Raw genomic sequence first — 19,499 nt, forward strand, 5'->3', positions numbered from 1 at the left:
TCAGCGGCGGCGTCTTCGCGGAACGGCGACGATCACGGACGCCACCGCGACGACGACCATGGCGATGACCTGCCAGAGGGCCGGTCCTGCTGCCGGAGGCCAGATCAGGTCGATCACGACCGACGTCACAAGCTGCCCGAGCACGGAGCCCAGCCCCATCAGGAGCACACCGGTGTGCGCGACGATGAACGCGCCGAGCAGGATGTAGGCCGCGCCGAGGAACCCGCCCAGGTACAGCCACGGCTCGACGGGGAGCGCATCGGGCATCCCGCGGAAGGCGATGCTCGTCCCGGCCGCGAGCAGCAGGATGACGGTGCCGGTGATGAAGCTCATCAGAGTCGCGGCGAGCGGCGACTGCACACGCTGCGAAAGGCGACCGTTCGTGGCCGCCTGCCACGCGATTCCGACTCCGGCGGCGAACGGCAGCAGCAGCATCCACAGCGGCGCGGTGGCGAGCACGTCGCCCGACAACGAGATGCCGACCGCGGCGAGCGCGAGAACGCCGCCGGCGACCCGGCCGGGGGTGACCGCGACCACGCCCGCAGGGCCGAACCCGATCCGATCGAGCACGAGTCCGTGCAGGGTCTGGCCCGCGACGACGCCGACGCTGAACAGCGAGACGCCGAGGACCCCGGCGGTCAGCCCCTGGGTGGAGACGGTGAGGGCTCCGCACGCCCCGCCCAGCAGCATCCAGAACGGGATCGTGTGATGTCGCATGCCGCTCCAGAGGCGTCCTACTCCGCGCCGGGCTGAGGGGATGCAGCAGATCACGGCGACCAGTGCGAGCAGGCCTACCGAGAACGAGAGGAGGCCCGCCACGATGCCGTCATCGACGCGCACCCCGAGAACGCCGTTGAGCCGGGCCTGGATCGCCGTCATGACTCCGATCGCGACGGCCCCGCCGAGTGCCAGGGGCGCGGGGAGTCGACGGGTTTCTGGCACCCGTCGACCTTATCGGAGCCCCAGCCCGCCGTGACGTGACGGATGTCGGCGGCCGGGGCTACGCTGACGGCATGTGCGCGAGCTACGGTCTCGATCCCCGGTTCACCGATGCGGAAGTCCTCGCCGCCGCCGACGATGCGGTGCTCGAGGGCCTGCGTGTCTGGGCGGAGGGGAACGCGGGTGAGACCATCCGTCCGACGGGGAAGAACCTCCGCAACCTCAACCCGGTGATCGTGCAGCCCGATGCCGCTCCCACATTGGAACCCGCGTGGTGGGGCTTTCTCGTGAACGGTGAGCCGGCGAAGTTCCCCTCGATCAACACGCGATCCGAGCGCCTGCAGGAGCGCCCGGGCGGAGCGAAGTCGCGGGCCATCGTCCCGGCGACCAGCTGGTACGAGATGCAGAAGCCGTCGCGGCAGTGGAACGAGTTCCTCATCGACGAGGGCACGCTCTTCGGCATGGCCGCGGTCACGCAGCGCGGTCGCACCGCCGACGGCGAGTGGTACACGTGCTATTCGATCGTGATGCGCCCCGCTCCCGACCACCTCGTCGATCTGCACGATCGCATGCCGCTGCTCGTCCCGGCCTCGCTGAGTCACGATTGGCTGACGGCGCCACCGTCGAGGGAGATCATCGACGAGGCGATCCTCGCCTCCGACGAGGTGGCCGCACGGGTCCACGCCCGTCCCCGTTCCTGAGCCGATCCATCCGCCGCGGGGAGGACATCCTGCTCCGGAGGACGGTACCTGGGGAGGACGCGCGGCGGCCCGACGCTCCGTAGCGTTGTCCTCATGATCACAGCAGAAGGCCTCACGAAGAGGTTCGGAGACAAGACGGCCGTCGATGACGTGTCGTTCACCGTCAAGCCGGGCAGCGTCACCGGCTTCCTCGGTCCGAACGGTGCCGGCAAGTCAACCACGATGCGCATGATCGTGGGCCTCGACCGGCCGACGTCCGGACGCGCCGAGATCGCCGGTCGCGAGTACCGCAAGCTTCGCGCGCCGCTCACCGAGGTCGGCGTCCTCCTCGACGCGAAGGCCGTGCACACCGGGCGGACGGCACGCAATCACCTTCGGGCGATGGCAGCGACCCACGGGATCCCCTCCTCCCGCGTCGACGAGGTCATCGACCTCGCGGGCATCGGGTCGGTGGCCCGCAAGCGAGCCGGGAAGTTCTCGCTCGGAATGGGACAGCGCCTCGGCATCGCCTCCGCACTGCTCGGCGACCCCCACACGCTCATCCTCGACGAGCCCGTCAACGGCCTCGACCCCGAGGGCGTCCGCTGGGTGCGTCAGTTCGTCCGGCACGCGGCGTCCGAGGGACGCACGGTGCTCCTGTCGAGCCACCTGATGAGCGAGATGGCGCAGACCGCCGACCATGTCATCGTGATGGGTCGCGGCCGGGTGCTGGCGGATGCTCCGCTGGCCGAACTCGTGCGCTCCTGGACGCAGAACACCGTGCGTGTGCGCACCCCGCGACCCACCGATCTCGCCGCGGTCGTCGGCGGCCCGGGTGTGGAGATCGTGAGCTCGGCTCCCGACCTCCTCGACATCGTGGGTCTCCCCGCCGCCCGCATCGGCGATCTCGCCGCGGACCGCGGCATCCCGCTGCACGAACTCACCCCCACCACCGGATCACTCGAAGACGCCTACCTCGCCCTCACCGGCGACTCCGTCGAGTACCGCACCAAGGAGATCTCATGACCACGACACAGGCACCCGCGCCCGCGCGGCCGCGCGTCGACACCGGTCGCCGGCTGACCTTCGTCCGCGCCCTGCGTGGCGAGTGGATCAAGCTCGCCACCCTCCGCTCGACGTGGTGGTCCATCGGGATCGCCGCGGCCCTCACCATCGGGATCTCCGTGCTGATCGCACAGGCGGTCGACATGCCGGGGTTCGAGCCGATCCAGGCCGTCGTCATGCCGATCCAGTTCACGATGCTGCTCGCCGGCATCATCGGTGCGATCTCCGTGACGGGCGAGTACTCGACCGGGATGATCCGTTCGACGCTCACCGCGAACCCGATCCGCGGATCGGTGCTGGCGGCCAAGTCGACCGTGCTCGCGGTCTTCATGTTCCTGTCTTCCCTGGTGATCTTCGGTCTCGCGGCCGTCGCGGTCTCGCTCATCGTGGCGCCGCGGGATCAGAGCATCGATTGGTCGGACCCGGCCGCGTCGCTCCTGCCCATCGTCGTCTCCTCCCTCGCCATGGCGGTGTTCGCCCTGATCGGAGTCGCCTTCGGGTTCATCCTGCGTTCGGGGGCCGGAGCCATCGCGGCAACCGTCGGCGTCCTGTTCGTCCTGCCGATCGTGGCGAACTTCTTCTCATTCGCCGGCGAGGCGTGGGCATGGGTCATCGACGCATCTGCCTACCTGCCCGTAGCAGCTGCGCAGAGCGCGATCCTGCCGAGCGACGGCGCGACACTCGATGCCCCGGTCGCGTTCCTGACTCTGGCTTGCTGGGTCGCCGGCGGTGCCCTCGTCGCGTGGGGCGTGCTGCGCACCCGCGACGCGTAAAGTCGCCCCTGTGAGCAGAACGCGAAGCCGCAGCGACTCGATCCGAGAGGACGAGGAGCTGCGGCTTCCGCGTGCGCCGGGCCTCTTCCGCCGATACTGGGCCCGTCATCCGGTGTTCGCCGACGTCCTGCTGACGTTGTTCTGCCTGTTCCTCTCGCTCGCCCCGGCGGGTCGGTTCGTCGATGAGTCCGTCCCTGAATCCGCCTACATCGCGCTCAACATCGCCACCGTGGCCATGGTCGTCGTGGCGTGCAGCACACTGCTGTGGCGACGGCGGGCGCCGCTCGTTCCCTTCTTCGCGGCCATGATCCTGGGGACGGCCAGTCTGTTCACCGGGCCGTCCAGTGGCACCATCCTGCTACTCGTGGCCTGTTACGGTCTCGCCGTCTACCGGTCGTCACGCACCGCCTGGACCTCTTACGGAATCGGCGCGGTGTGGTTCCTCCTGCTCAGCGGGCTCCTGATGCTCACCGGCGTGATCGTGATGCAGAACGGACTCGACACCGCGCTCAGCTACATCGTGCTCGGTCTGATCGGCACACTCATCGGCGTCAACGTCGGCGGCCGCAAGCGCTATCTGTCGGCCGTCATCGATCGCTCGCGGCAGCTGCTCGTCGAGCGTGACCAGCAGGCGCAGCTCGCCGCCGCATCCGAACGGGCCCGCATCGCTCGGGAGATGCACGACATCGTCTCCCACTCGCTGACGGTGATCGTGGCGCTTTCCGAGGGTGCCGCCGCGACGCCCGACCGCGAGCAGGCACGCAGAGCGGCGATCCACACGGCCGACACCGCTCGTGCGGCCCTGACCGAGATGCGAGCCATGCTCGGTGTGCTGCGGGACGACGACTCTCCGCTGCCCCTGGCACCCATGAAGCCCGCGCCGCCGCGCGACACGGTCGAGGCGGCGCAGCGCGCCGGATACCCCGCGACGCTCACGGTCGCGGGGCAGGCCGAGGTCTCCCCCGCCGTCGCCCACGCGATCGGGCGGATCGTGCAGGAGGGCGTGACGAACGCGATGCGACATGCCCCGACCGCGTCGGCCATCACTGTGCGGCTGGAGTACACACCGGACTCCGTGACGATCGACATCGTCAACGACGGCGCGACCGGTGGCATCGGGACCGAAGGTTTCGGGTTGCGCGGCCTCGCCGAGCGCGCCGCTCACGTGCAGGGAAGCGTGGAGTCCGCGCCGACCGACGGGGGACGATGGGTTCTGCGCGCTGTGCTGCCGACGAAGGCGGCTGCCCCCGCCCCACAAGACGAATCGACGGAGGACGACGGATGACGGATGCGATCAGGGTGATTCTGGTGGACGACCAGGAGTTGATTCGCGTCGGGTTCCGGATGGTCCTCGAAGCGGAGAGCGACATCGTCGTGGTCGGTGAGGCCGGCGACGGGCGGGCGGCGATCGCGCAGAGCGCCGCACTCGCACCCGACCTGGTGCTCATGGACATCCGCATGCCGGAGCTGGACGGCATCGCTGCCACCGAGACCATCGTGCGGGATCGCCCTCAGACGAAAGTGCTCGTGCTGACCACGTTCGACCTCGACGAATACGCCTTCGGCGCCATCCGTGCCGGTGCCAGCGGCTTCCTCCTCAAGGACGCTCAGCGTCACGAGATGATCTCCGCCGTCCGCGCCGTACACCGTGGCGATGCCGCGCTCTCTCCCCGGATCACGCGGATGCTCCTCGAGCACGTGACCCCGCAGCTCAGCGCCTCGTCCTCCCCGACACCGGATGCCGCGGAGAGCGCGGCGCTGGACTCGCTCACCGAACGCGAGAGAGACGTATTCCTCGCGATCGGACGCGGGCTGACCAACGCCGAGATCGCCCACACCCTCTACGTCGGCGAATCCACCGTGAAGACGCACGTCGGCCGGGTGCTGGCGAAGCTCCACGCGCGCGATCGCATCCACGCCGTGATCCTGGCGCACAGACTCGGCCTCGTCGGAAACGAGACCTGAGGCCTCAGGCGCCGGCGGGGGTCCATTCAGAGACCCGATCGAGCAGCCCCACCTCGTCGGTGGAGAGTTCGAGGCGAGCACCCGCCAGAAGGTCGGGCACCTGCGCGACCGTGCGAGCACTCGCGATCGGCGCGACCACGGTCGGCTGCGCCCGCAACCAGGCGAGTGACGTCGCGGCGATCGACACGCCGTGGGCGTCGGCGATCTGCTCGAGCGCATCGATGACGCGCAGGCCCGCCTCGGTCGCGTACTTCGCGGCGCCCTGCGCACGCGGGGAGTCCTGCCCCGCGACATCGGTCGAGCGGTACTTGCCGGTCAGGAATCCGCTCGCCAACGCGTAGTAGGGCACGAGCCCGAGCTCGAACTCTTCGGCGACCGGGATGATGGTGTCCTCGACCTCATTGCGATGAACGAGGTTGTAGTGGGGCTGAACGGCGACCGGCGCAGCGACGCCCGTGCGACGCGCGATCTCGATCCACTCTCTGATGCGTTCGGCGGAGTAGTTCGACACCGCCACGTGACGCACCAGGCCATCCTCGACGAGCTGTCCGAACGCGGCGACGGTCTCTTCCAGTGGAACGGTGTCATCGTCGAAGTGCGCGTAGTACAGGTCGATCTCATCGGCGCCGAGACGCCGGAGCGAGGCCTCGGCCGCCTTTCGCACATTCGCCCCGGAGAGGCCGCGGAACTGCGGGTGCTGGCTCACCTTCGTCGCGACGACGACACCGGATGGCTTGCGGGATGCGAGCCACTCACCGATTATCGTCTCGCTCTCGCCACCGTCGTTGCCCGGCACCCAGGAGCTGTACGAATCGGCCGTGTCGATGAAGTCCCCGCCCCCGTCGACGAATGCATCGAGCACTGCGAACGACGCATCGCGATCGGCTGTCCAGCCGAACACGTTGCCGCCGAGCGCGAGCGAGAGGACGTCAAGATCACTGGTGCCGATACGAGTCATGACGAAGACAACCGCGGATCGGTCTTCGCGCATTCCCGGATGACGTCACTTTTCGTGGTCGGCAGGGGAGGAATCGATTCTGGGCGTCTCGCCCTCGTCGTAGATCTGGGAGGGCCGCCCGACGAGCCGCGTGTCCGGGGCGTGAGCGACCAGTGGATCTTTGCCGGGGTAGTCGAATCGGGCGAGGACGCACCTCATCGCCTCGAGCCGAGCTCGTTTCTTGTCGTTCGACTTGATGACGATCCAGGGCTCGGTCGGCGTGTCCGTGTGAAAGAACATCGCTTCCTTCGCCGCCGTGTAGTCCGCCCAGCGGTCGATGCTGGCAAGGTCCGTGGGGCTCAGCTTCCACTGCTTGACGGGATCCTCGCTACGGCGCCTGAACCGGCGTCGCTGTTCGGCCTCTCCCACCGAGAACCACAGCTTGATGAGGCGGATGCCCGACCCTACGATCATCCGCTCGAACTGCGGCGCGGTCTGCATGAATTCTTCGTACTCGGCCGATGAGCAGTACCCCATGACCCGTTCGACGCCGGCGCGGTTGTACCAGGAGCGGTCCATCATCACGATCTCGCCGCCCGAAGGCAAGTGCGCGATGTAGCGCTGGAAATACCACTGCGTACGCTCGGCATCCGTCGGCTTGTCGAGCGCGACGACCCGGGCTCCTCGAGGGTTCAAATGCTCCATGAAGCGCTTGATCGCCCCGCCCTTCCCCGCCGCGTCGCGTCCTTCGAACAGGATGAGCAAGCGCTCGGAGGAGTGCTTGATGTGCGACTGGAGCTTCAGGAGCTCGATCTGCAGCAACCGCTTCTCTCGTTCGTACTCCGCCGTGGAGAGCTTCTTCGCGTACGGGTAGTCGTGTTGCCACTCCGGAGTGACCCTCGCCGTATCGGGTGCACTGCTCAAGATCTCGCCCTCTCCCTTGCTGTCTGGGTCCCCGAAACCAAGCAGGCAAGCGCAGGTGGCCGGAGCGGGGAGGCGGCCACCTGCGCGTCTTCTACCTGGCACGATCTATAGGCCCACCAGGAAACCTGCCTGATGTGTAACATATCATCGACTGAGGCGATACATCGGAATGCGTTTTCAGGTTCGCACCTCGGCATCGGCGCGGGCACAGGGATTCGGCCCATCCGCATGGGGCGACTATCGTTCTGGCATGGGCACGATCCAGTACGGCAGCGGTGACGAGATCCACATCGAGGACCGCGCACTCGCGCATCTGAAGGTCGTCATCGCGACGAAGCTCCGACGCAACGAGAGTTTCACTCTGTCGTGGCGGCACCCTGAAGGGCAGCCCATGGGACGGTCGACGATCTGGCTGCACCCGTCGATACCGCTCCGCTTCACCTTCGACGAGCCGGAGGCGCCGCAGCTGAATCCGAAATGGATCCAGGACCTGATGCAGTCCGCGAGTTCCACGGGCGGCATCAGCCTCATCGACGAGGTGCTGGACGCACCCGAGATCGCCGCTGAGAACTGAATCCGCGGATCCCCACTCTCGTGAGGGATTGAAGAGCCGACTACGGGACTCGAACCCGTAACCCCCGTATTACAAGTACGGTGCGCTACCAATTGCGCCAAGTCGGCGGATGCCACCAGCTTAGCGATGGCATCGACCCGGCTTCGACCTACGGGGTCGTGGTGGGCGAAGGCGTCGACGTCGCACGCGAGGCATCGCTCGCGACGCTGAGCACGAACTGCGAGAACTCGGCCGGGTCGTCCAGCGCGCCCACGTAGGCCTCGCCGTTCGCGACGATCATCGGCGCTGCCGTCAGCACCAGATCGTCAGAGCCGGCGAGCGGTCCGTCCAGAGCGCGGGTCGTCGCCTCCTTCGCCCAGCCGACGAAGTCGCCGTCCTCGATGCACGACCGCACGGCCTTGGCGTTGTCGACGCCGACAGCACCGGCGAGGTTCGCGAGGTCCTCGTCGGAGAGGCCGTCGCTGCCGACCTCGGGCTGGTCGTCGAGCAGGTCATGGTTGAACGCGTAGAACTGGGCAGGCGAGTGCGTGGCGACGCAGGCCGCAGCGGCAGCCGAGCGGAGCGAGTACTTGGTTCCGTTGGAGCTGGCGGTGAGCAGGGCGACCGGGTGATAGCTGACCGTGACCGCGTCCTCGCCGATCCAACCGGCGAGCTGTCGGGCGTTTGCACGCTCGAACTCCCCGGCGTCGGGCGACAGGTAGTCGACGTACACGTGGATGTCGACCTTTCCGGACGCCGTCGGCTCCGGCGTCGGGCTGGCCGATTCGCCGGCGTCGGTCGCCTCAGGAGACGGGGTCTCCGGCACCGCGCCGGTTCCCGCGAACGACTCGAGGTCGGTGACGACCACGCCATCCGATTCCATGCCGGTAGGCGTGAGCCGCGGCTTGGTGACCTGGGAGGACACCGCGAGGGTCACCGCCGTGCCGATCGCACCCACCGCGACGAGCGCCACCGCGCCGATGATGATCCGTCGCATGAGACGCGCCCTGGACTGCTGGGCGTGCACTCTCTGAGCCTTCTCCCGTACGGCCTCGCGGGAATTGCGAGGCGTCGGGACGTTCGGCGTTTCGTCGCTCGACATCGTTCCTCTGTGAGTCTCAACGGGGGTCCGGGTTGGCCCCGACCGCCGCCGAGCGACGATCGCCGCTGCGCGCGGCCGAGTTCGATGGTAGTCATTGAGGCTGAGAAATACCCAGGTACCGCCGTTCATGTCATACTGATCCCGACCCAATGAGGGGTCACGGCGGGGTCACCCGCCGCTTCATCACTACGGATCGTCCGGCACGTACCTGCCGGTGAAGGAGAAAAGACAATGGCATCTGTGACTTTCGACGAGGCCACCCGCCTGTACCCCGGCGGAACCCGTCCGGCCGTCGACAAGCTGAACCTCGAGGTCGGTGACGGCGAGTTCCTCGTCCTCGTCGGTCCCTCCGGTTGCGGTAAGTCCACGTCCCTCCGCATGCTGGCCGGCCTCGAAGAGGTCAACGCCGGCCGCATCCTCATCGGCGACCGCGACGTGACCGATGTCCCGCCGAAGGACCGCGACATCGCGATGGTCTTCCAGAACTACGCGCTGTACCCGCACATGACCGTCGCCGAGAACATGGGCTTCGCGCTCAAGATCGCCGGCGTCGGCAAGGAAGAGCGCGCATCCCGAGTTCTCGAAGCCGCCAAGCTCCTCGACCTCGAGCCCTACCTGACTCGCAAGCCGAAGGCCCTCTCGGGTGGTCAGCGTCAGCGCGTCGCCATGGGTCGCGCCATCGTGCGTCAGCCTCAGGTGTTCCTCATGGATGAGCCGCTGTCGAACCTCGACGCCAAGCTCCGCGTGCAGACCCGTACGCAGATCGCTTCGCTGCAGCGTCGCCTCGGCGTCACCACGGTCTACGTCACGCACGACCAGACCGAGGCTCTGACCATGGGCGACCGCATCGCGGTCCTCAAGGACGGTCTGCTCCAGCAGGTCGGTTCCCCGCGCGACCTGTACGAGAAGCCGAACAACGTCTTCGTCGCCGGCTTCATCGGCTCGCCCGCGATGAACCTCTTCGCGGCCGACCTCGCCGACGGCGGCATCCGCTTCGGGTCCGAGGTCGTCCCGCTCGACCGCGACACCGTCGGCCGCGCGAACGGCAGCCAGGTCACGGTCGGCGTGCGCCCTGAGGACATCACGGTCGGACCGGCCGACGGCAAGGGCCTTCCCGTCGTCGTCGACCTCGTCGAGGAGCTCGGCGCCGACGGCTACCTCTACGGCCACACCGAGATCAACGGCAAGCGCAGCGACATCGTCGCCCGCGTCGACGGTCGCAGCCACCCGAACGCCGGCGAGACGGTCACGCTCGCTGCGAACCCGGGCCACGTGCACGCGTTCGACATCGAGTCCGGCGAGCGCCTGAACGACAAGCCGGTCGTCTCCGCCTGATCGGATCCACAGACGCGGCGCAGGCTGACTTCGGTCACCTGCGCCGCGTCTCTTTCTGTCCCACCTCGACCAGGGAGCATCATGCAGGATTCGCTGCGGATCACCGCCAGCAAGATCGATCCGGGGCTGTTGTCCCTCCCCTGGTCCACGACGCTGGCGAAGTGGCCGTCGGAGCACATCGTGTCGCTCCCGAAGGGGCTCTCCCGCCACCTCGTGCGCTTCGCCGACCTCTCCGGCCGGGTCATCGCCGTGAAGGAGACCACGGCGGAGATGGCCCAGCGCGAATACGACATGCTCGGCAATCTCGCCCGCCTCGACGTGCCCTGCGTCGACCGGGTCGCGGTGATCGCCGGGCGTTCGGATGCCGACGGCGAGGCTCTTCCGGCCGCGCTGGTCACCTCTCACCTGCGTTTCTCGATGCCCTATCGCGCGCTCTTCACGCGGGTACTGCGCCCCGACACCGCGACCCGCCTCGTCGATGCCCTGGCCTTGCTGTTGGTGCGGCTGCACAACGTCGGCTTCTATTGGGGCGACGTCTCCCTGTCGAACACGCTGTTCCGCCGCGACGCGGGCGCGTTCGCCGCGTATCTGGTCGATGCGGAGACGGGTGAGCTGCACGAGGAGGGGCTGACCGACGGTCAGCGCGCCTACGATCTCGACCTGGCCCGCACGAACATCGCCGGCGAGATCATGGACCTCGCCGCGGGCGGTCGCCTCGAACACGGTGTGGACGCGGTGGCGATCGCCGACGGCATCGTCTCGTCGTATCGATCGCTGTGGGCCGAGCTCACCGCCCAGGAGTCCTTCTCGGCGGCGGAGACCTGGCGCATCACGGAGCGGGTCGAGCGCCTCAACGCCCTGGGGTTCGACATCGACGAGATGTCCATGTCGACGACCGCGGACGGCACCGTCGTCGAGATCCAGCCGAAGGTGGTGGATGCCGGTCACCACCAGCGCCGCCTGATCCGCCTGACGGGGCTGGACGTCGAGGAGAACCAGGCGCGGCGCCTGCTGAACGACCTCGACGAATTCCGCGCCCGCTCGACGAAGCAGTGGGCGGACGAGGAGATGTACGCGCACGAGTGGCTCACCCGTGTCTTCGAGCCGGTGGTGCGCGCGATCCCATACGAGCTACGAGCCAAGCTGGAGCCCGCCGAGGTCTTCCACCAGGTGCTCGAGCACCGCTGGTACCTCTCGCAGGCGCAGGGGCGCTCGGTGCCGCTCGCCGAAGTGCTGACCAGCTACATCAACGAAGTGCTGCGACACCGGCGTGACGAGGCGACCATCATGGGCCCGCCGACCGAGACGATGAGCCTGCCGGTCGTCACCGGTGCGACTCCGGTGGCCGATGACGATGAGGACATCGACTGGCGCGACCTGGTCTGACACCTCCGCGGGCGCCGAGTGCACGGGTTACTGCCGAGCACACCGCATGCGTGCGTCAGCGAGCCGTGCATTCAGCGATAGCCCGTGCGGTCGCCGAAAGTCGTGGCGTCAGTAGCCGACGGTGAACCGCTCTCGGTGGTGGTTGCCCTGCTCGATCTCGTCCACCACGGCGACCGCGAAATCCGCGCCGGAGATGAACGACTTGCCGTCGGCATCGCGGACGATCACGTCGCCGCCGTCGCGATAGTGCCCGGTGCGCTCGCCTTCGGCCCAGGGACCGAACACCTCAGCGGGGTGGATGAAGAACCAGTCGAGGCCGGCCTCCGTCTCCTCGAGGAGCGCGAGGGAGTCGATGCCGACCTGCGCCTCGTGCTTGTACTCCTCAGGGAAATCCTGGTCGAACAGACGCGGCCCGCCGGGGGCCACCAGGCTGCCACCTGCACCACCGACGACACCGAGACGCGTCTCGGTGCCCGCGACCCGGTCGACGACGTTCGACAGCGCCTCGAGCGCACGATCTTCCATGTCGCCGCGAGGAGAGAGCGCCGACACGACGGCATCCGCCCCGACGAACGCTTCCGCGATCGGATCGAGGTCGAGGGCGGAACCCTGCAGATATGCGGCTCCCGCCACCGGTTCGGTGGGCTCCGATCGGGAGATCGCGATCACTGCATGGCCGCGACTCACCGCCTCCCGGACGATGTGACGACCGGCGTAGCCGGTCCCTCCGAGCACGATGATACGGGCCATGATCTGCCTTTCCTCGGACGGTCTAGTTCTTCGCGGCGCGGAGAGCCGCGACCTGGTAGAGCGCGACCGAGGTCGCGATGCCGGCGTTCAGGGATTCAGCGGCCGCAGAGATCGGGATCGAGACGATCTGATCGCACGTCTCGGAGACCAGACGGGACAGCCCCTTGCCCTCCGAGCCGACCACGATCACGACAGGACGATCAGCCAGCTGGAGCTCGGGGAGCGACACGTCGCCGTCGCCGTCGAGGCCGAGCACGAACACCCCCTGTTTCTTGAACTCCTTGAGCTGCGCGGTGAGGTTGGTGGCCAGCGCGACGGGGGTCCGTGCGACGGCTCCGGCACTCGTCTTCCAGGCGGCGGAGTTGACACCGGCCGAGCGGCGCTGCGGAAGGATGATGCCGTGCCCACCGAACGCCGCGGTGGAGCGGATGATCGCGCCCAGGTTGCGGGGGTCCGTGATGCCGTCGAGCGCCACGAACAGCGGGACCTCGCCCTTGTCGATGACCTGCTCGAGCAGATCCTGTGGGTGGGCGTACTCGTACGGCGGCACCTTGATCGCGACGCCCTGGTGCACGCCGTCGAAGCCGGCCATGCGGTCGAGCTCCGGACGGGTGACCTCCATCACGGGGATCCCGCGATTCGTGGCGATCGCCAGCATCTCCTTCACACGGTCGTCCATCTCGACGCGCTGCGCGATGTAGAACGCCGTCGCCGGGATCTTCGCCCGCAAAGCCTCGAGGACGGAGTTGCGCCCGGTGACATTCTCGGTGTCGTCCCCCGCCTTGGCCTTCGGCGCACGGTTCGCACCGCCGCCGGACCCCGGACGACTGCCGCCGGGGCGTCCCTTGCCGCCCGACGCGGCGTATCGCTCGGCCGCGGCCTTGCGCTTGCCAGCGGGGTGCCACGCGCGGTCCTCCGCCTTCGGGGTCGGCCCGCGGCCCTCGAGCGCCTTGCGCCCGAGTCCGCCGGTGCCCTTGGTGGGGCCCTTCTTCTTGCCGTTGCTCGCGCCGGGGCGCTGTGGCTTAACCATCGATACTCCAATGAGTTCCGGCCGGAGTGTCCTCCAGCGTGATTCCTGCGGCGGCGATCGCGTCTCGAATGCGATCCGCCGCCGCCCAGTCCTTGTCAGCGCGTGCCTGCGCGCGCTGGGTGATCATCGTCTGGACGAGAGCGTCCAGAGTCCGGTGTTCCGCGAGGTCTCCCCCGGCCGACATGAGTTCATCGAATCCGAGGACGCGGACCATCGCATCCACTCCGACGAATGCCGCCCAGGCGTCGTCGTGCGCCCCCTCGTCGATCGCGGTGTTCCCGCGTCGTACGGTCTCGTGCAGCACGGCGATCGCCTGAGGCACGCCGAGGTCGTCGTCCATCGCGAGGGCGAAAGCTTCGGGGACCTCGCCGATCCCCGCCTCGTCCGGCTCCCCGGGGAGGGTGCGGCGGACCCGCGAGATGAAGGTGCCGATACGGCCCAGCGCCGCCTCGGCCTCGGTCCACGACGACTCGCCGAGGTCGAGGCTCGAACGGTAGTGCGCTGCAGCGAGTGCGTAGCGCACCACCAGTGAGTCATGCGCGGCGAGAACATCGGCCGCCAGCGTGAAGTTGCCGAGTGACTTGGACATCTTCTGTCCGTCGACGGTCACGAGCCCGTTGTGCACCCAGTACCGGGCGAAGCCGTCGCCGGCGGCCGTCGACTGCGCGAGCTCGTTCTCATGATGCGGGAAGCGGAGGTCCAGCCCGCCGCCGTGGATGTCGAACTCGGCACCGAGGTACCGCTTCGACATCGCCGAGCACTCGATGTGCCATCCCGGCCGCCCCGCGCCCCACGGCGACACCCATGTCGCATCCGCCGGTTCCTCCGGCTTCGTGCCCTTCCAGAGGGCGAAGTCCTGCGGGTTCCGCTTGCCGCGGGGGTCAGCATCCTCGGCCGCCTCCATGGCGTCGAGGGACTGATGCGTCAGCGAGCCGTACTCGGACCACGAGCGCACGTCGAAGTACACATCTCCGGAGCCGTCGGGAGCCGGATAGGCATGTCCGCGCTCGATCAGCAGCGCGATCAGCTCCTGCATCTGAGGAACGGATGCCGTGGCTCGCGGCTCGTACGTCGGAGGCAGGATTCCGACACCGGCATATGCGGCGGTGAACTCTCTCTCCATTCGGTACGCAAGCGCCCACCACGGCTCGCCGTCCGTCGCGTTGGCGAGCACCTTGTCGTCGATGTCGGTGACGTTGCGCACGAAGGTGACCCGCCCGTACCGGTGCTCGAGCCAGCGACGCAGGAGATCGAAGCTCAGCGCCGCTCTGACGTGCCCGATGTGGGGCCCGGACTGCACGGTGGGTCCGCACACGTACATCGTGATGTTCTCGGGGTCGAGAGGCACGAAGTCGCGCAGCAGCTGTGCGCGGGTGTCGTAGAGGCGGAGGGTCACCGGTCAAGCCTACTCGGGGACTGCTGAGCGCCCGCCCCGCGTGGACGATTCACGGAGGTTGTGACGTTCTGCCGATGGATCGGGGGGTTTCTCAGGCGATCGTCACGTGCTGCGCGCAACGTCGGGCACGACCAGGGCGATCGCGGTCACCGCGATGCCCTCGCCGCGTCCGGAGAAGCCGAGACCGTCGGTCGTCGTGGCCGTGACCGACACCGGAGCATCCAGGACCGCGGACAGGAACGCCTCCGCCTCGTGACGTCGGGGGCTGAAGCGCGGCCGATTCCCCTGCAACTGCACGGACACGTTGCCGATCACGAATCCGGATTCGGCGAGCAGCTCGCGCGTGCGAGCGAGGAAGACGTCGGCATGGGCGCCGGCGTACTCGGGGTGGGACGTGCCGAAGTGCTCGCCGATGTCGCCGAGGCCCGCCGCCCCCAGGAGCGCGTCGACCACCGCGTGAGCGACCGCATCGCCGTCGGAGTGCCCGGAGAGCGGCTGCTCCCCCGGCCACTCGAGGCCGGCGAGCCAGAGGTTCCCGTCGCCACCGAAGGCGTGGACGTCGGTGCCGATGCCGACGCGAGGGATACCCGGGATGTCCACCGACGAGGTCGGGCGTGCCATCGGCGCCGATGCCTCCAGCAGGTGCCGCGCACGTTCCAGGTCACCGGGAGTAGTGATCTTGAACGCGCGGCTGGAACCCTCGATATGCCGGACCCGGTGTCCTGCGGCGGCGAACAGAGCCGCATCGTCGGTGTACTCGATGCCGGCGGTCAGCGCTGCGTCATAGGCTGCTTCGAGCTCTGCACGGGGGAACCCCTGCGGTGTCTGCGCGGCAGCCAGCTCGGAACGGTCCACGGCCGAGACCACCGCGCCCCCCGCCACCTTCTTGAGCGTGTCGACAACGGCCAGCACGGGGATGACGCCCTCCCCCGGGACGACGGCCCGAGCGACCGCATCGATCTGCGCCGGAGGAGTCAGGGCGCGAGCCGCATCGTGCACGAGAACCGTCTTCACATCGCCCCACAGCGCGGCGAGACCTGCAGCGACGGACTGCTGCCTGGTCGCGCCACCGACCACGACACGGCCGAGGTCGCGTCTATCGCCTGCCGCCGCATCCAGCTCCGCCAGTGCGTCACCTTCGTATCCGGCCGGTGCGACGACGATGACCTGGGCGGGTTCCGCGGCGAAGACGCCGTCGAGCGCGTGGCGGAGGATCGAGTGCGCGTCGATTCCGACGAGGGCCTTCGGCGCCCCCGCATCCAGCCGGGTGCCGGAACCGGCGGCGACGACGATGATCGCGGTGTCGGGTACGGGAAGCAGAGTCACCGTCTCACGCTACCGTGTGGCGGGAACGACGAAGGGGCGGATGCCGAAGCATCCGCCCCTTCGCAGAGAACTCAGGAGGCGAGGACCTCATCGAGCAGTGCGCCCGCCTTGTCCTCGTCGGTCTTCTCCGCGAGCGCGAGCTCGGAGATGAGGATCTGACGAGCTTTCGCCAGCATCCGCTTCTCCCCCGCGGACAGGCCGCGGTCCTGGTCGCGGCGCCACAGGTCGCGGACGACCTCGCTCACCTTGATGACGTCTCCGGAGGCGAGCTTCTCGAGGTTCGCCTTGTACCGACGAGACCAGTTGGTGGGCTCTTCGGTGAAGGGTGCACGCAGCACCTCGAAGACATGATCGAGACCTTCTTTTCCGATCACGTCGCGAACGCCGACCAGGTCGACATTCTCAGCAGGAACCTCGATGATGAGATCGCCCTGGGTGACGTTGAGCTTCAGATATTTCTTCGCCTCACCCTTGATGATGCGCTCCTTGACCTCGATGATGGTCGCAGCGCCATGGTGGGGATAGACGACGGTTTCGCCAACCTCAAAAAGCATAAAAACGTGTCCTTTCGGCAACCTCAAGGATACCACAGGGGAGATGCGCTAAGGTTCGCGCCCCCTGGGCCCCGGGGCCGTCACGACTTACCCATAGAATGGATGCGGACATCCCGCCGGACCTCAGGAGGACCCGTGAAATCGCGCCTTGTTGCGTCTGCTGCGCTCAGCGCTCTCGTTCTGCTCGGCGCCACCGGGTGCACATTCATCACTCCTCAGTCCACGAAGACCGAGTACGCGGCCTCCGACGGAGTGAACATCTCCGACGCCGACGGCCCGATCGATGTGCGCAACGCCCTCGTCATCGCCACCGACGACGGCTCGGTCGGCAACTTCATCGCCGGCATCGTCAACCCGACCGATGAGAGCGCCACGCTCACCATCGCCCTCGCGGACAGCGAGCCGTTCACCGTCACCGTTCCGGCGGGTGGGACGGTGAGCCTCGGCGCCGACGAGGAGCCGCTGCGCATCGTCGGCCTCGACACCATGCCCGGCGCGACCGTCGAAATGCACTTCCAGTCGGGCGACTCCACGGGCGTCAAGGCCGAGGTGCCCGTGCTCGACGGCTCGCTCCCCTACTACGCAGACCTGGTCCCCTCGGAGTCGGTACCCACTCCGACCCCGATGCCGACCGACACGGCAGCTCCGGCGCCTGCGGACTGACCCTCCGCACGGAACACGCAAGAGGCCGGCACCCCACGGGGCGCCGGCCTCTTCGGTGTTCAGCCCTCGAAGCGGTATCCGAGACCCCGCACGGTGACGAGCATCACGGGTTCGCTCGGGTTCTCTTCAATGCGGGAGCGGATGCGCTTGATGTGCACGTCGAGCGTCTTCGTGTCACCGAAGTAGTCGCTCCCCCAGACCCGATCGATCAACTGACCGCGCGTGAGCACTCGTCCCGAGTTGCGCATCAGGACCTCGAGCAACTCGAACTCCTTCAGCGGCATGTTGATCTGCTCGCCGGCGACCGAGACGGTGTGCCGGTCGATGTCGAGCGAGACCCTGCCGCCGTCGAGCACACGCTCGTCGAGTTCACTGTCGGCCTGCACCACCCGCCGCAACACGGCGCGCATGCGGGCGAGCAGTTCGCGGGACGAGTAGGGCTTCGTGATGTAGTCGTCCGCCCCGAGCTCGAGTCCCACCACGATGTCGACCTCGGAGTCCTTCGCCGTCAGCATGATGATCGGCACCGCCGAGGTCGAGCGGATCTGCCGGCACACCTCGGTGCCGGGCATCCCGGGCAGCATCAGGTCGAGCAGCACGATGTCGGCGCCCCGCTCCCGGAAAGCCGCGAGCGCGCCGGGGCCGTCCTCCGCGATCTCCACCTCGTACCCCTCACGTCGCAGCAGGTACGCGAGCGGGTCGGCGAGGTCGGGCTCGTCTTCGACGAGAAGGATTCGGGTCATGCTCTCTCTCCGTTTCGAACGCGCGCGGATGCCGCAGCCTTGGCCGCTTTGCGCGCACGCTTCTTCTTGCTCTTCTTGCCCGTGTCGGCGTGCTCGGGGGCATCGATCCGAGGAAGTCGGATCGTGAAGGTGGATCCTCGGCCCGGGCGCGACCACAGCCGCACCTCCCCGCCGTGGCGCTGCGTGGCGTGCTTGACGATGGAGAGCCCGAGTCCGGTGCCTCCCGTACGCCGGGAACGGGCCTCATCGGCCCGGTAGAAACGCTCGAAGATGCGCTCCCGATCGGCCTCGGCGATACCGATGCCCTGGTCGGAGACGGCGATCTCGACCACGCCGTCCTCCGCCCGGACGCCGACTCCCACGCGCGAACCGCGGGGCGAGTAGACGATGGCGTTCGCGATCAGATTACCGACGGCCTCGATCAGGATCTGTGCGTCACCGCGCACCCAGACGCCGCGGTCGCCTCCCCTGGCGAGCTCCACGCCCGCGGAGTCGGCCTGCACGACATGGGCTTCGATGGAGGCGGCGATGACCTCGTCGATCGCGACCGGTCCCACCTTGGTCAGACCGTCTTCGGCCTGGAGCCGGGAGAGGCTCATGATGCGTCCGGTGAGCTGTCCGAGCCGACCCGCCTCCGCCGAGATCCGGGCGGCGAAGATGCGCACCTGCGCCGGGTCATCGGCCGCGGACTCGATCGCTTCGGCGAGGAGGCTCACCGCACCCACCGGTGTCTTCAGTTCGTGGCTCGTGTTCGCGACGAAGTCCCGACGCATCTGATCGAGCCGCTCCTGCTCCGTGACGTCGCGGATGATCAACAGGACCAGGCGGGTGCCGATCGCGCTCGCACGAGCCGAGACGAGTCGCGGATCGAGGCTCAGTCCGCCTCGCGTGATGCGCATCGATTCGGTGGCCGTACCGCCGGCCGTCCTGACCCCGCGCACCAGCTGACGCAGCTCCGGATTGTCGAGCGTCGAGCCGACCTCGATCCCGAACCTGCTCGCAGCGTCCGACGCCGCGAGCACCAGCCCCGACGTGTCGACCACTCCGGCCGCGTCGTCCATGCTGTGCAGCACATCGGTGATGCCGGGAGGGATCGCCAGCGACGTCTCTTCCTGAACCCGGGCCCGCGCCCGATAGGCCCACACCACGAGCAGGGAGAGGCCGACGCCGATCACCAGCCCGATGGCGAGCGAAGACAGCGCGAGCTGCGGCAAGGTCATGTCATAAGCGTAGAGTGCGTTCACCGTCCGTCCGGCGGGTTTCCGCGCCCTGGGGGGAACAGGAGAAGTACTATTCACGTGCTGGGCACCGTTCGTTAACCTTCGAAGCAGACAATCGCTTCGGGCTTGTGCGGGAGCACAGACCTGCTCCTGTGCGG

20 protein-coding genes and 1 tRNA gene are annotated in these 19,499 nt (G+C 68.1%); 9 read left to right on the top strand and 12 right to left on the bottom strand.

What is annotated here, in order from left to right; translation table 11 throughout:
* On the bottom strand, positions 1-912 hold the full coding sequence (locus tag CQ034_RS12710) for a DMT family transporter (protein ID WP_105711391.1): 912 nt from the start codon (positions 910-912) through the stop codon (positions 1-3).
* A 101-nt stretch (positions 913-1,013) separates the two neighbouring features.
* Here CQ034_RS12710 and CQ034_RS12715 point away from each other — a divergent pair, with 101 nt between their 5' ends.
* The 5 genes from CQ034_RS12715 (at position 1,014) to CQ034_RS12735 (ending at position 5,422) form a co-directional block, all read left to right on the top strand.
* On the top strand, positions 1,014-1,640 hold the full coding sequence (locus tag CQ034_RS12715) for an SOS response-associated peptidase family protein (protein WP_105711329.1): 627 nt from the start codon (positions 1,014-1,016) through the stop codon (positions 1,638-1,640).
* A gap of 93 nt (positions 1,641-1,733) precedes the next feature.
* The gene (locus tag CQ034_RS12720; RefSeq protein ID WP_029262753.1) at positions 1,734-2,645 is read left to right on the top strand and encodes an ABC transporter ATP-binding protein; all 912 of its coding nucleotides are present in this window, start codon (positions 1,734-1,736) and stop codon (positions 2,643-2,645) included.
* The gene (locus tag CQ034_RS12725; protein ID WP_105711330.1) at positions 2,642-3,457 is read left to right on the top strand and encodes an ABC transporter permease; all 816 of its coding nucleotides are present in this window, start codon (positions 2,642-2,644) and stop codon (positions 3,455-3,457) included. Before CQ034_RS12720 ends, CQ034_RS12725 begins: the two co-directional genes overlap by 4 nt.
* A 10-nt stretch (positions 3,458-3,467) precedes the next feature.
* Positions 3,468-4,742: a sensor histidine kinase gene (locus tag CQ034_RS12730; protein WP_105711331.1), complete on the top strand. Its 1,275-nt coding sequence runs from the start codon at positions 3,468-3,470 to the stop codon at positions 4,740-4,742.
* Positions 4,739-5,422 (top strand): response regulator transcription factor, encoded by a 684-nt coding sequence (locus CQ034_RS12735; RefSeq protein ID WP_105711332.1) that lies wholly within the window; start codon positions 4,739-4,741, stop codon positions 5,420-5,422. The genes CQ034_RS12730 and CQ034_RS12735 overlap by 4 nt, the downstream gene beginning before the upstream one ends.
* A 4-nt stretch (positions 5,423-5,426) precedes the next feature.
* On the opposite strand, the gene CQ034_RS12740 is transcribed toward CQ034_RS12735, so the two are convergent.
* Together CQ034_RS12740 and ppk2 are read right to left on the bottom strand one after the other, a co-directional pair.
* Positions 5,427-6,380: an aldo/keto reductase gene (locus CQ034_RS12740; RefSeq protein ID WP_105711393.1), complete on the bottom strand. Its 954-nt coding sequence runs from the start codon at positions 6,378-6,380 to the stop codon at positions 5,427-5,429.
* A 45-nt stretch (positions 6,381-6,425) separates the two neighbouring features.
* On the bottom strand, positions 6,426-7,328 hold the full coding sequence (gene ppk2 / locus CQ034_RS12745) for a polyphosphate kinase 2 (RefSeq protein ID WP_105711392.1): 903 nt from the start codon (positions 7,326-7,328) through the stop codon (positions 6,426-6,428).
* Positions 7,329-7,533: 205 nt separating this feature from the next.
* Between ppk2 and CQ034_RS12750 the strand changes: the two genes are divergently transcribed.
* Complete coding sequence (locus CQ034_RS12750; protein WP_105711333.1) at positions 7,534-7,857, top strand: hypothetical protein; 324 nt, start codon at positions 7,534-7,536, stop codon at positions 7,855-7,857.
* A 34-nt stretch (positions 7,858-7,891) separates the two neighbouring features.
* Here CQ034_RS12750 and CQ034_RS12755 read toward each other — a convergent pair.
* Both CQ034_RS12755 and CQ034_RS12760 read right to left on the bottom strand, forming a co-directional pair.
* Positions 7,892-7,964: transfer RNA gene (locus CQ034_RS12755), tRNA-Thr, on the bottom strand.
* 41 nt (positions 7,965-8,005) lie between these two features.
* Positions 8,006-8,938, bottom strand: a complete 933-nt coding sequence (locus CQ034_RS12760; RefSeq protein ID WP_105711334.1) for a thioredoxin domain-containing protein — start codon at positions 8,936-8,938, stop codon at positions 8,006-8,008.
* Between the two features lie 231 nt (positions 8,939-9,169).
* On the opposite strand from CQ034_RS12760, the gene CQ034_RS12765 reads away from it, so the two are divergent.
* Complete coding sequence (locus tag CQ034_RS12765; RefSeq protein WP_029262761.1) at positions 9,170-10,273, top strand: ABC transporter ATP-binding protein; 1,104 nt, start codon at positions 9,170-9,172, stop codon at positions 10,271-10,273.
* Between the two features lie 81 nt (positions 10,274-10,354).
* Positions 10,355-11,659: a DUF4032 domain-containing protein gene (locus CQ034_RS12770; RefSeq protein ID WP_105711335.1), complete on the top strand. Its 1,305-nt coding sequence runs from the start codon at positions 10,355-10,357 to the stop codon at positions 11,657-11,659.
* 108 nt (positions 11,660-11,767) lie between these two features.
* Here CQ034_RS12770 and CQ034_RS12775 read toward each other — a convergent pair whose 3' ends face one another.
* The 5 genes from CQ034_RS12775 to CQ034_RS12795 all read right to left on the bottom strand — a co-directional run bounded on the left by CQ034_RS12775 (position 11,768) and on the right by CQ034_RS12795 (position 16,715).
* Positions 11,768-12,409: an NAD(P)-dependent oxidoreductase gene (locus tag CQ034_RS12775; RefSeq protein WP_105711336.1), complete on the bottom strand. Its 642-nt coding sequence runs from the start codon at positions 12,407-12,409 to the stop codon at positions 11,768-11,770.
* 22 nt (positions 12,410-12,431) lie between these two features.
* Positions 12,432-13,439 carry a 23S rRNA (guanosine(2251)-2'-O)-methyltransferase RlmB gene (gene rlmB / locus CQ034_RS12780; protein WP_105711337.1) on the bottom strand — a complete coding sequence of 336 codons (1,008 nt, stop codon included), beginning with the start codon at positions 13,437-13,439 and terminating at the stop codon, positions 12,432-12,434.
* Positions 13,432-14,835 (bottom strand): cysteine--tRNA ligase, encoded by a 1,404-nt coding sequence (gene cysS / locus CQ034_RS12785; protein ID WP_105711338.1) that lies wholly within the window; start codon positions 14,833-14,835, stop codon positions 13,432-13,434. The genes rlmB and cysS overlap by 8 nt, the downstream gene beginning before the upstream one ends.
* A 102-nt stretch (positions 14,836-14,937) precedes the next feature.
* A complete protein-coding gene (ispD, locus tag CQ034_RS12790) occupies positions 14,938-16,161 on the bottom strand; it encodes a 2-C-methyl-D-erythritol 4-phosphate cytidylyltransferase (protein ID WP_105711339.1) in 1,224 nt (407 codons plus the stop codon).
* 71 nt (positions 16,162-16,232) lie between these two features.
* On the bottom strand, positions 16,233-16,715 hold the full coding sequence (locus CQ034_RS12795) for a CarD family transcriptional regulator (RefSeq protein ID WP_017201416.1): 483 nt from the start codon (positions 16,713-16,715) through the stop codon (positions 16,233-16,235).
* Between the two features lie 135 nt (positions 16,716-16,850).
* On the opposite strand from CQ034_RS12795, the gene CQ034_RS12800 reads away from it, so the two are divergent.
* Positions 16,851-17,378 carry a hypothetical protein gene (locus CQ034_RS12800; RefSeq protein ID WP_029262767.1) on the top strand — a complete coding sequence of 176 codons (528 nt, stop codon included), beginning with the start codon at positions 16,851-16,853 and terminating at the stop codon, positions 17,376-17,378.
* A gap of 59 nt (positions 17,379-17,437) precedes the next feature.
* Here the strand turns inward: CQ034_RS12800 and CQ034_RS12805 are convergent, their stop codons facing one another.
* Positions 17,438-18,121 carry a response regulator transcription factor gene (locus CQ034_RS12805; protein WP_029262768.1) on the bottom strand — a complete coding sequence of 228 codons (684 nt, stop codon included), beginning with the start codon at positions 18,119-18,121 and terminating at the stop codon, positions 17,438-17,440.
* Positions 18,118-19,341: a cell wall metabolism sensor histidine kinase WalK gene (locus CQ034_RS12810; RefSeq protein ID WP_105711394.1), complete on the bottom strand. Its 1,224-nt coding sequence runs from the start codon at positions 19,339-19,341 to the stop codon at positions 18,118-18,120. Before CQ034_RS12810 ends, CQ034_RS12805 begins: the two co-directional genes overlap by 4 nt.
* Between the last annotated feature and the right edge of the window lie 158 nt (positions 19,342-19,499).

Origin of the sequence: Microbacterium sp. MYb45 (assembly GCF_002979655.1) — a bacterium.
Taxonomy (GTDB): Bacteria; Actinomycetota; Actinomycetes; order Actinomycetales; family Microbacteriaceae; genus Microbacterium.

Excerpts from the sequence above, each read along its gene's own strand:
- CQ034_RS12725 (WP_105711330.1), top strand. The coding sequence starts at position 2,642 with ATGACCACGACACAGGCACCCGCGCCCGCGCGGCCGCGCGTCGACACC.
- CQ034_RS12715 (WP_105711329.1), top strand. The coding sequence starts at position 1,014 with ATGTGCGCGAGCTACGGTCTCGATCCCCGGTTCACCGATGCGGAAGTC.
- CQ034_RS12740 (WP_105711393.1), bottom strand. The coding sequence starts at position 6,380 with ATGACTCGTATCGGCACCAGTGATCTTGACGTCCTCTCGCTCGCGCTC.
- CQ034_RS12765 (WP_029262761.1), top strand. The coding sequence starts at position 9,170 with ATGGCATCTGTGACTTTCGACGAGGCCACCCGCCTGTACCCCGGCGGA.
- rlmB (WP_105711337.1), bottom strand. The coding sequence starts at position 13,439 with ATGGTTAAGCCACAGCGCCCCGGCGCGAGCAACGGCAAGAAGAAGGGC.
- CQ034_RS12775 (WP_105711336.1), bottom strand. The coding sequence starts at position 12,409 with ATGGCCCGTATCATCGTGCTCGGAGGGACCGGCTACGCCGGTCGTCAC.
- CQ034_RS12720 (WP_029262753.1), top strand. The coding sequence starts at position 1,734 with ATGATCACAGCAGAAGGCCTCACGAAGAGGTTCGGAGACAAGACGGCC.
- CQ034_RS12760 (WP_105711334.1), bottom strand. The coding sequence starts at position 8,938 with ATGTCGAGCGACGAAACGCCGAACGTCCCGACGCCTCGCAATTCCCGC.
- CQ034_RS12810 (WP_105711394.1), bottom strand. The coding sequence starts at position 19,341 with ATGACCTTGCCGCAGCTCGCGCTGTCTTCGCTCGCCATCGGGCTGGTG.
- CQ034_RS12735 (WP_105711332.1), top strand. The coding sequence starts at position 4,739 with ATGACGGATGCGATCAGGGTGATTCTGGTGGACGACCAGGAGTTGATT.
- CQ034_RS12770 (WP_105711335.1), top strand. The coding sequence starts at position 10,355 with ATGCAGGATTCGCTGCGGATCACCGCCAGCAAGATCGATCCGGGGCTG.
- CQ034_RS12750 (WP_105711333.1), top strand. The coding sequence starts at position 7,534 with ATGGGCACGATCCAGTACGGCAGCGGTGACGAGATCCACATCGAGGAC.
- CQ034_RS12805 (WP_029262768.1), bottom strand. The coding sequence starts at position 18,121 with ATGACCCGAATCCTTCTCGTCGAAGACGAGCCCGACCTCGCCGACCCG.
- CQ034_RS12795 (WP_017201416.1), bottom strand. The coding sequence starts at position 16,715 with ATGCTTTTTGAGGTTGGCGAAACCGTCGTCTATCCCCACCATGGCGCT.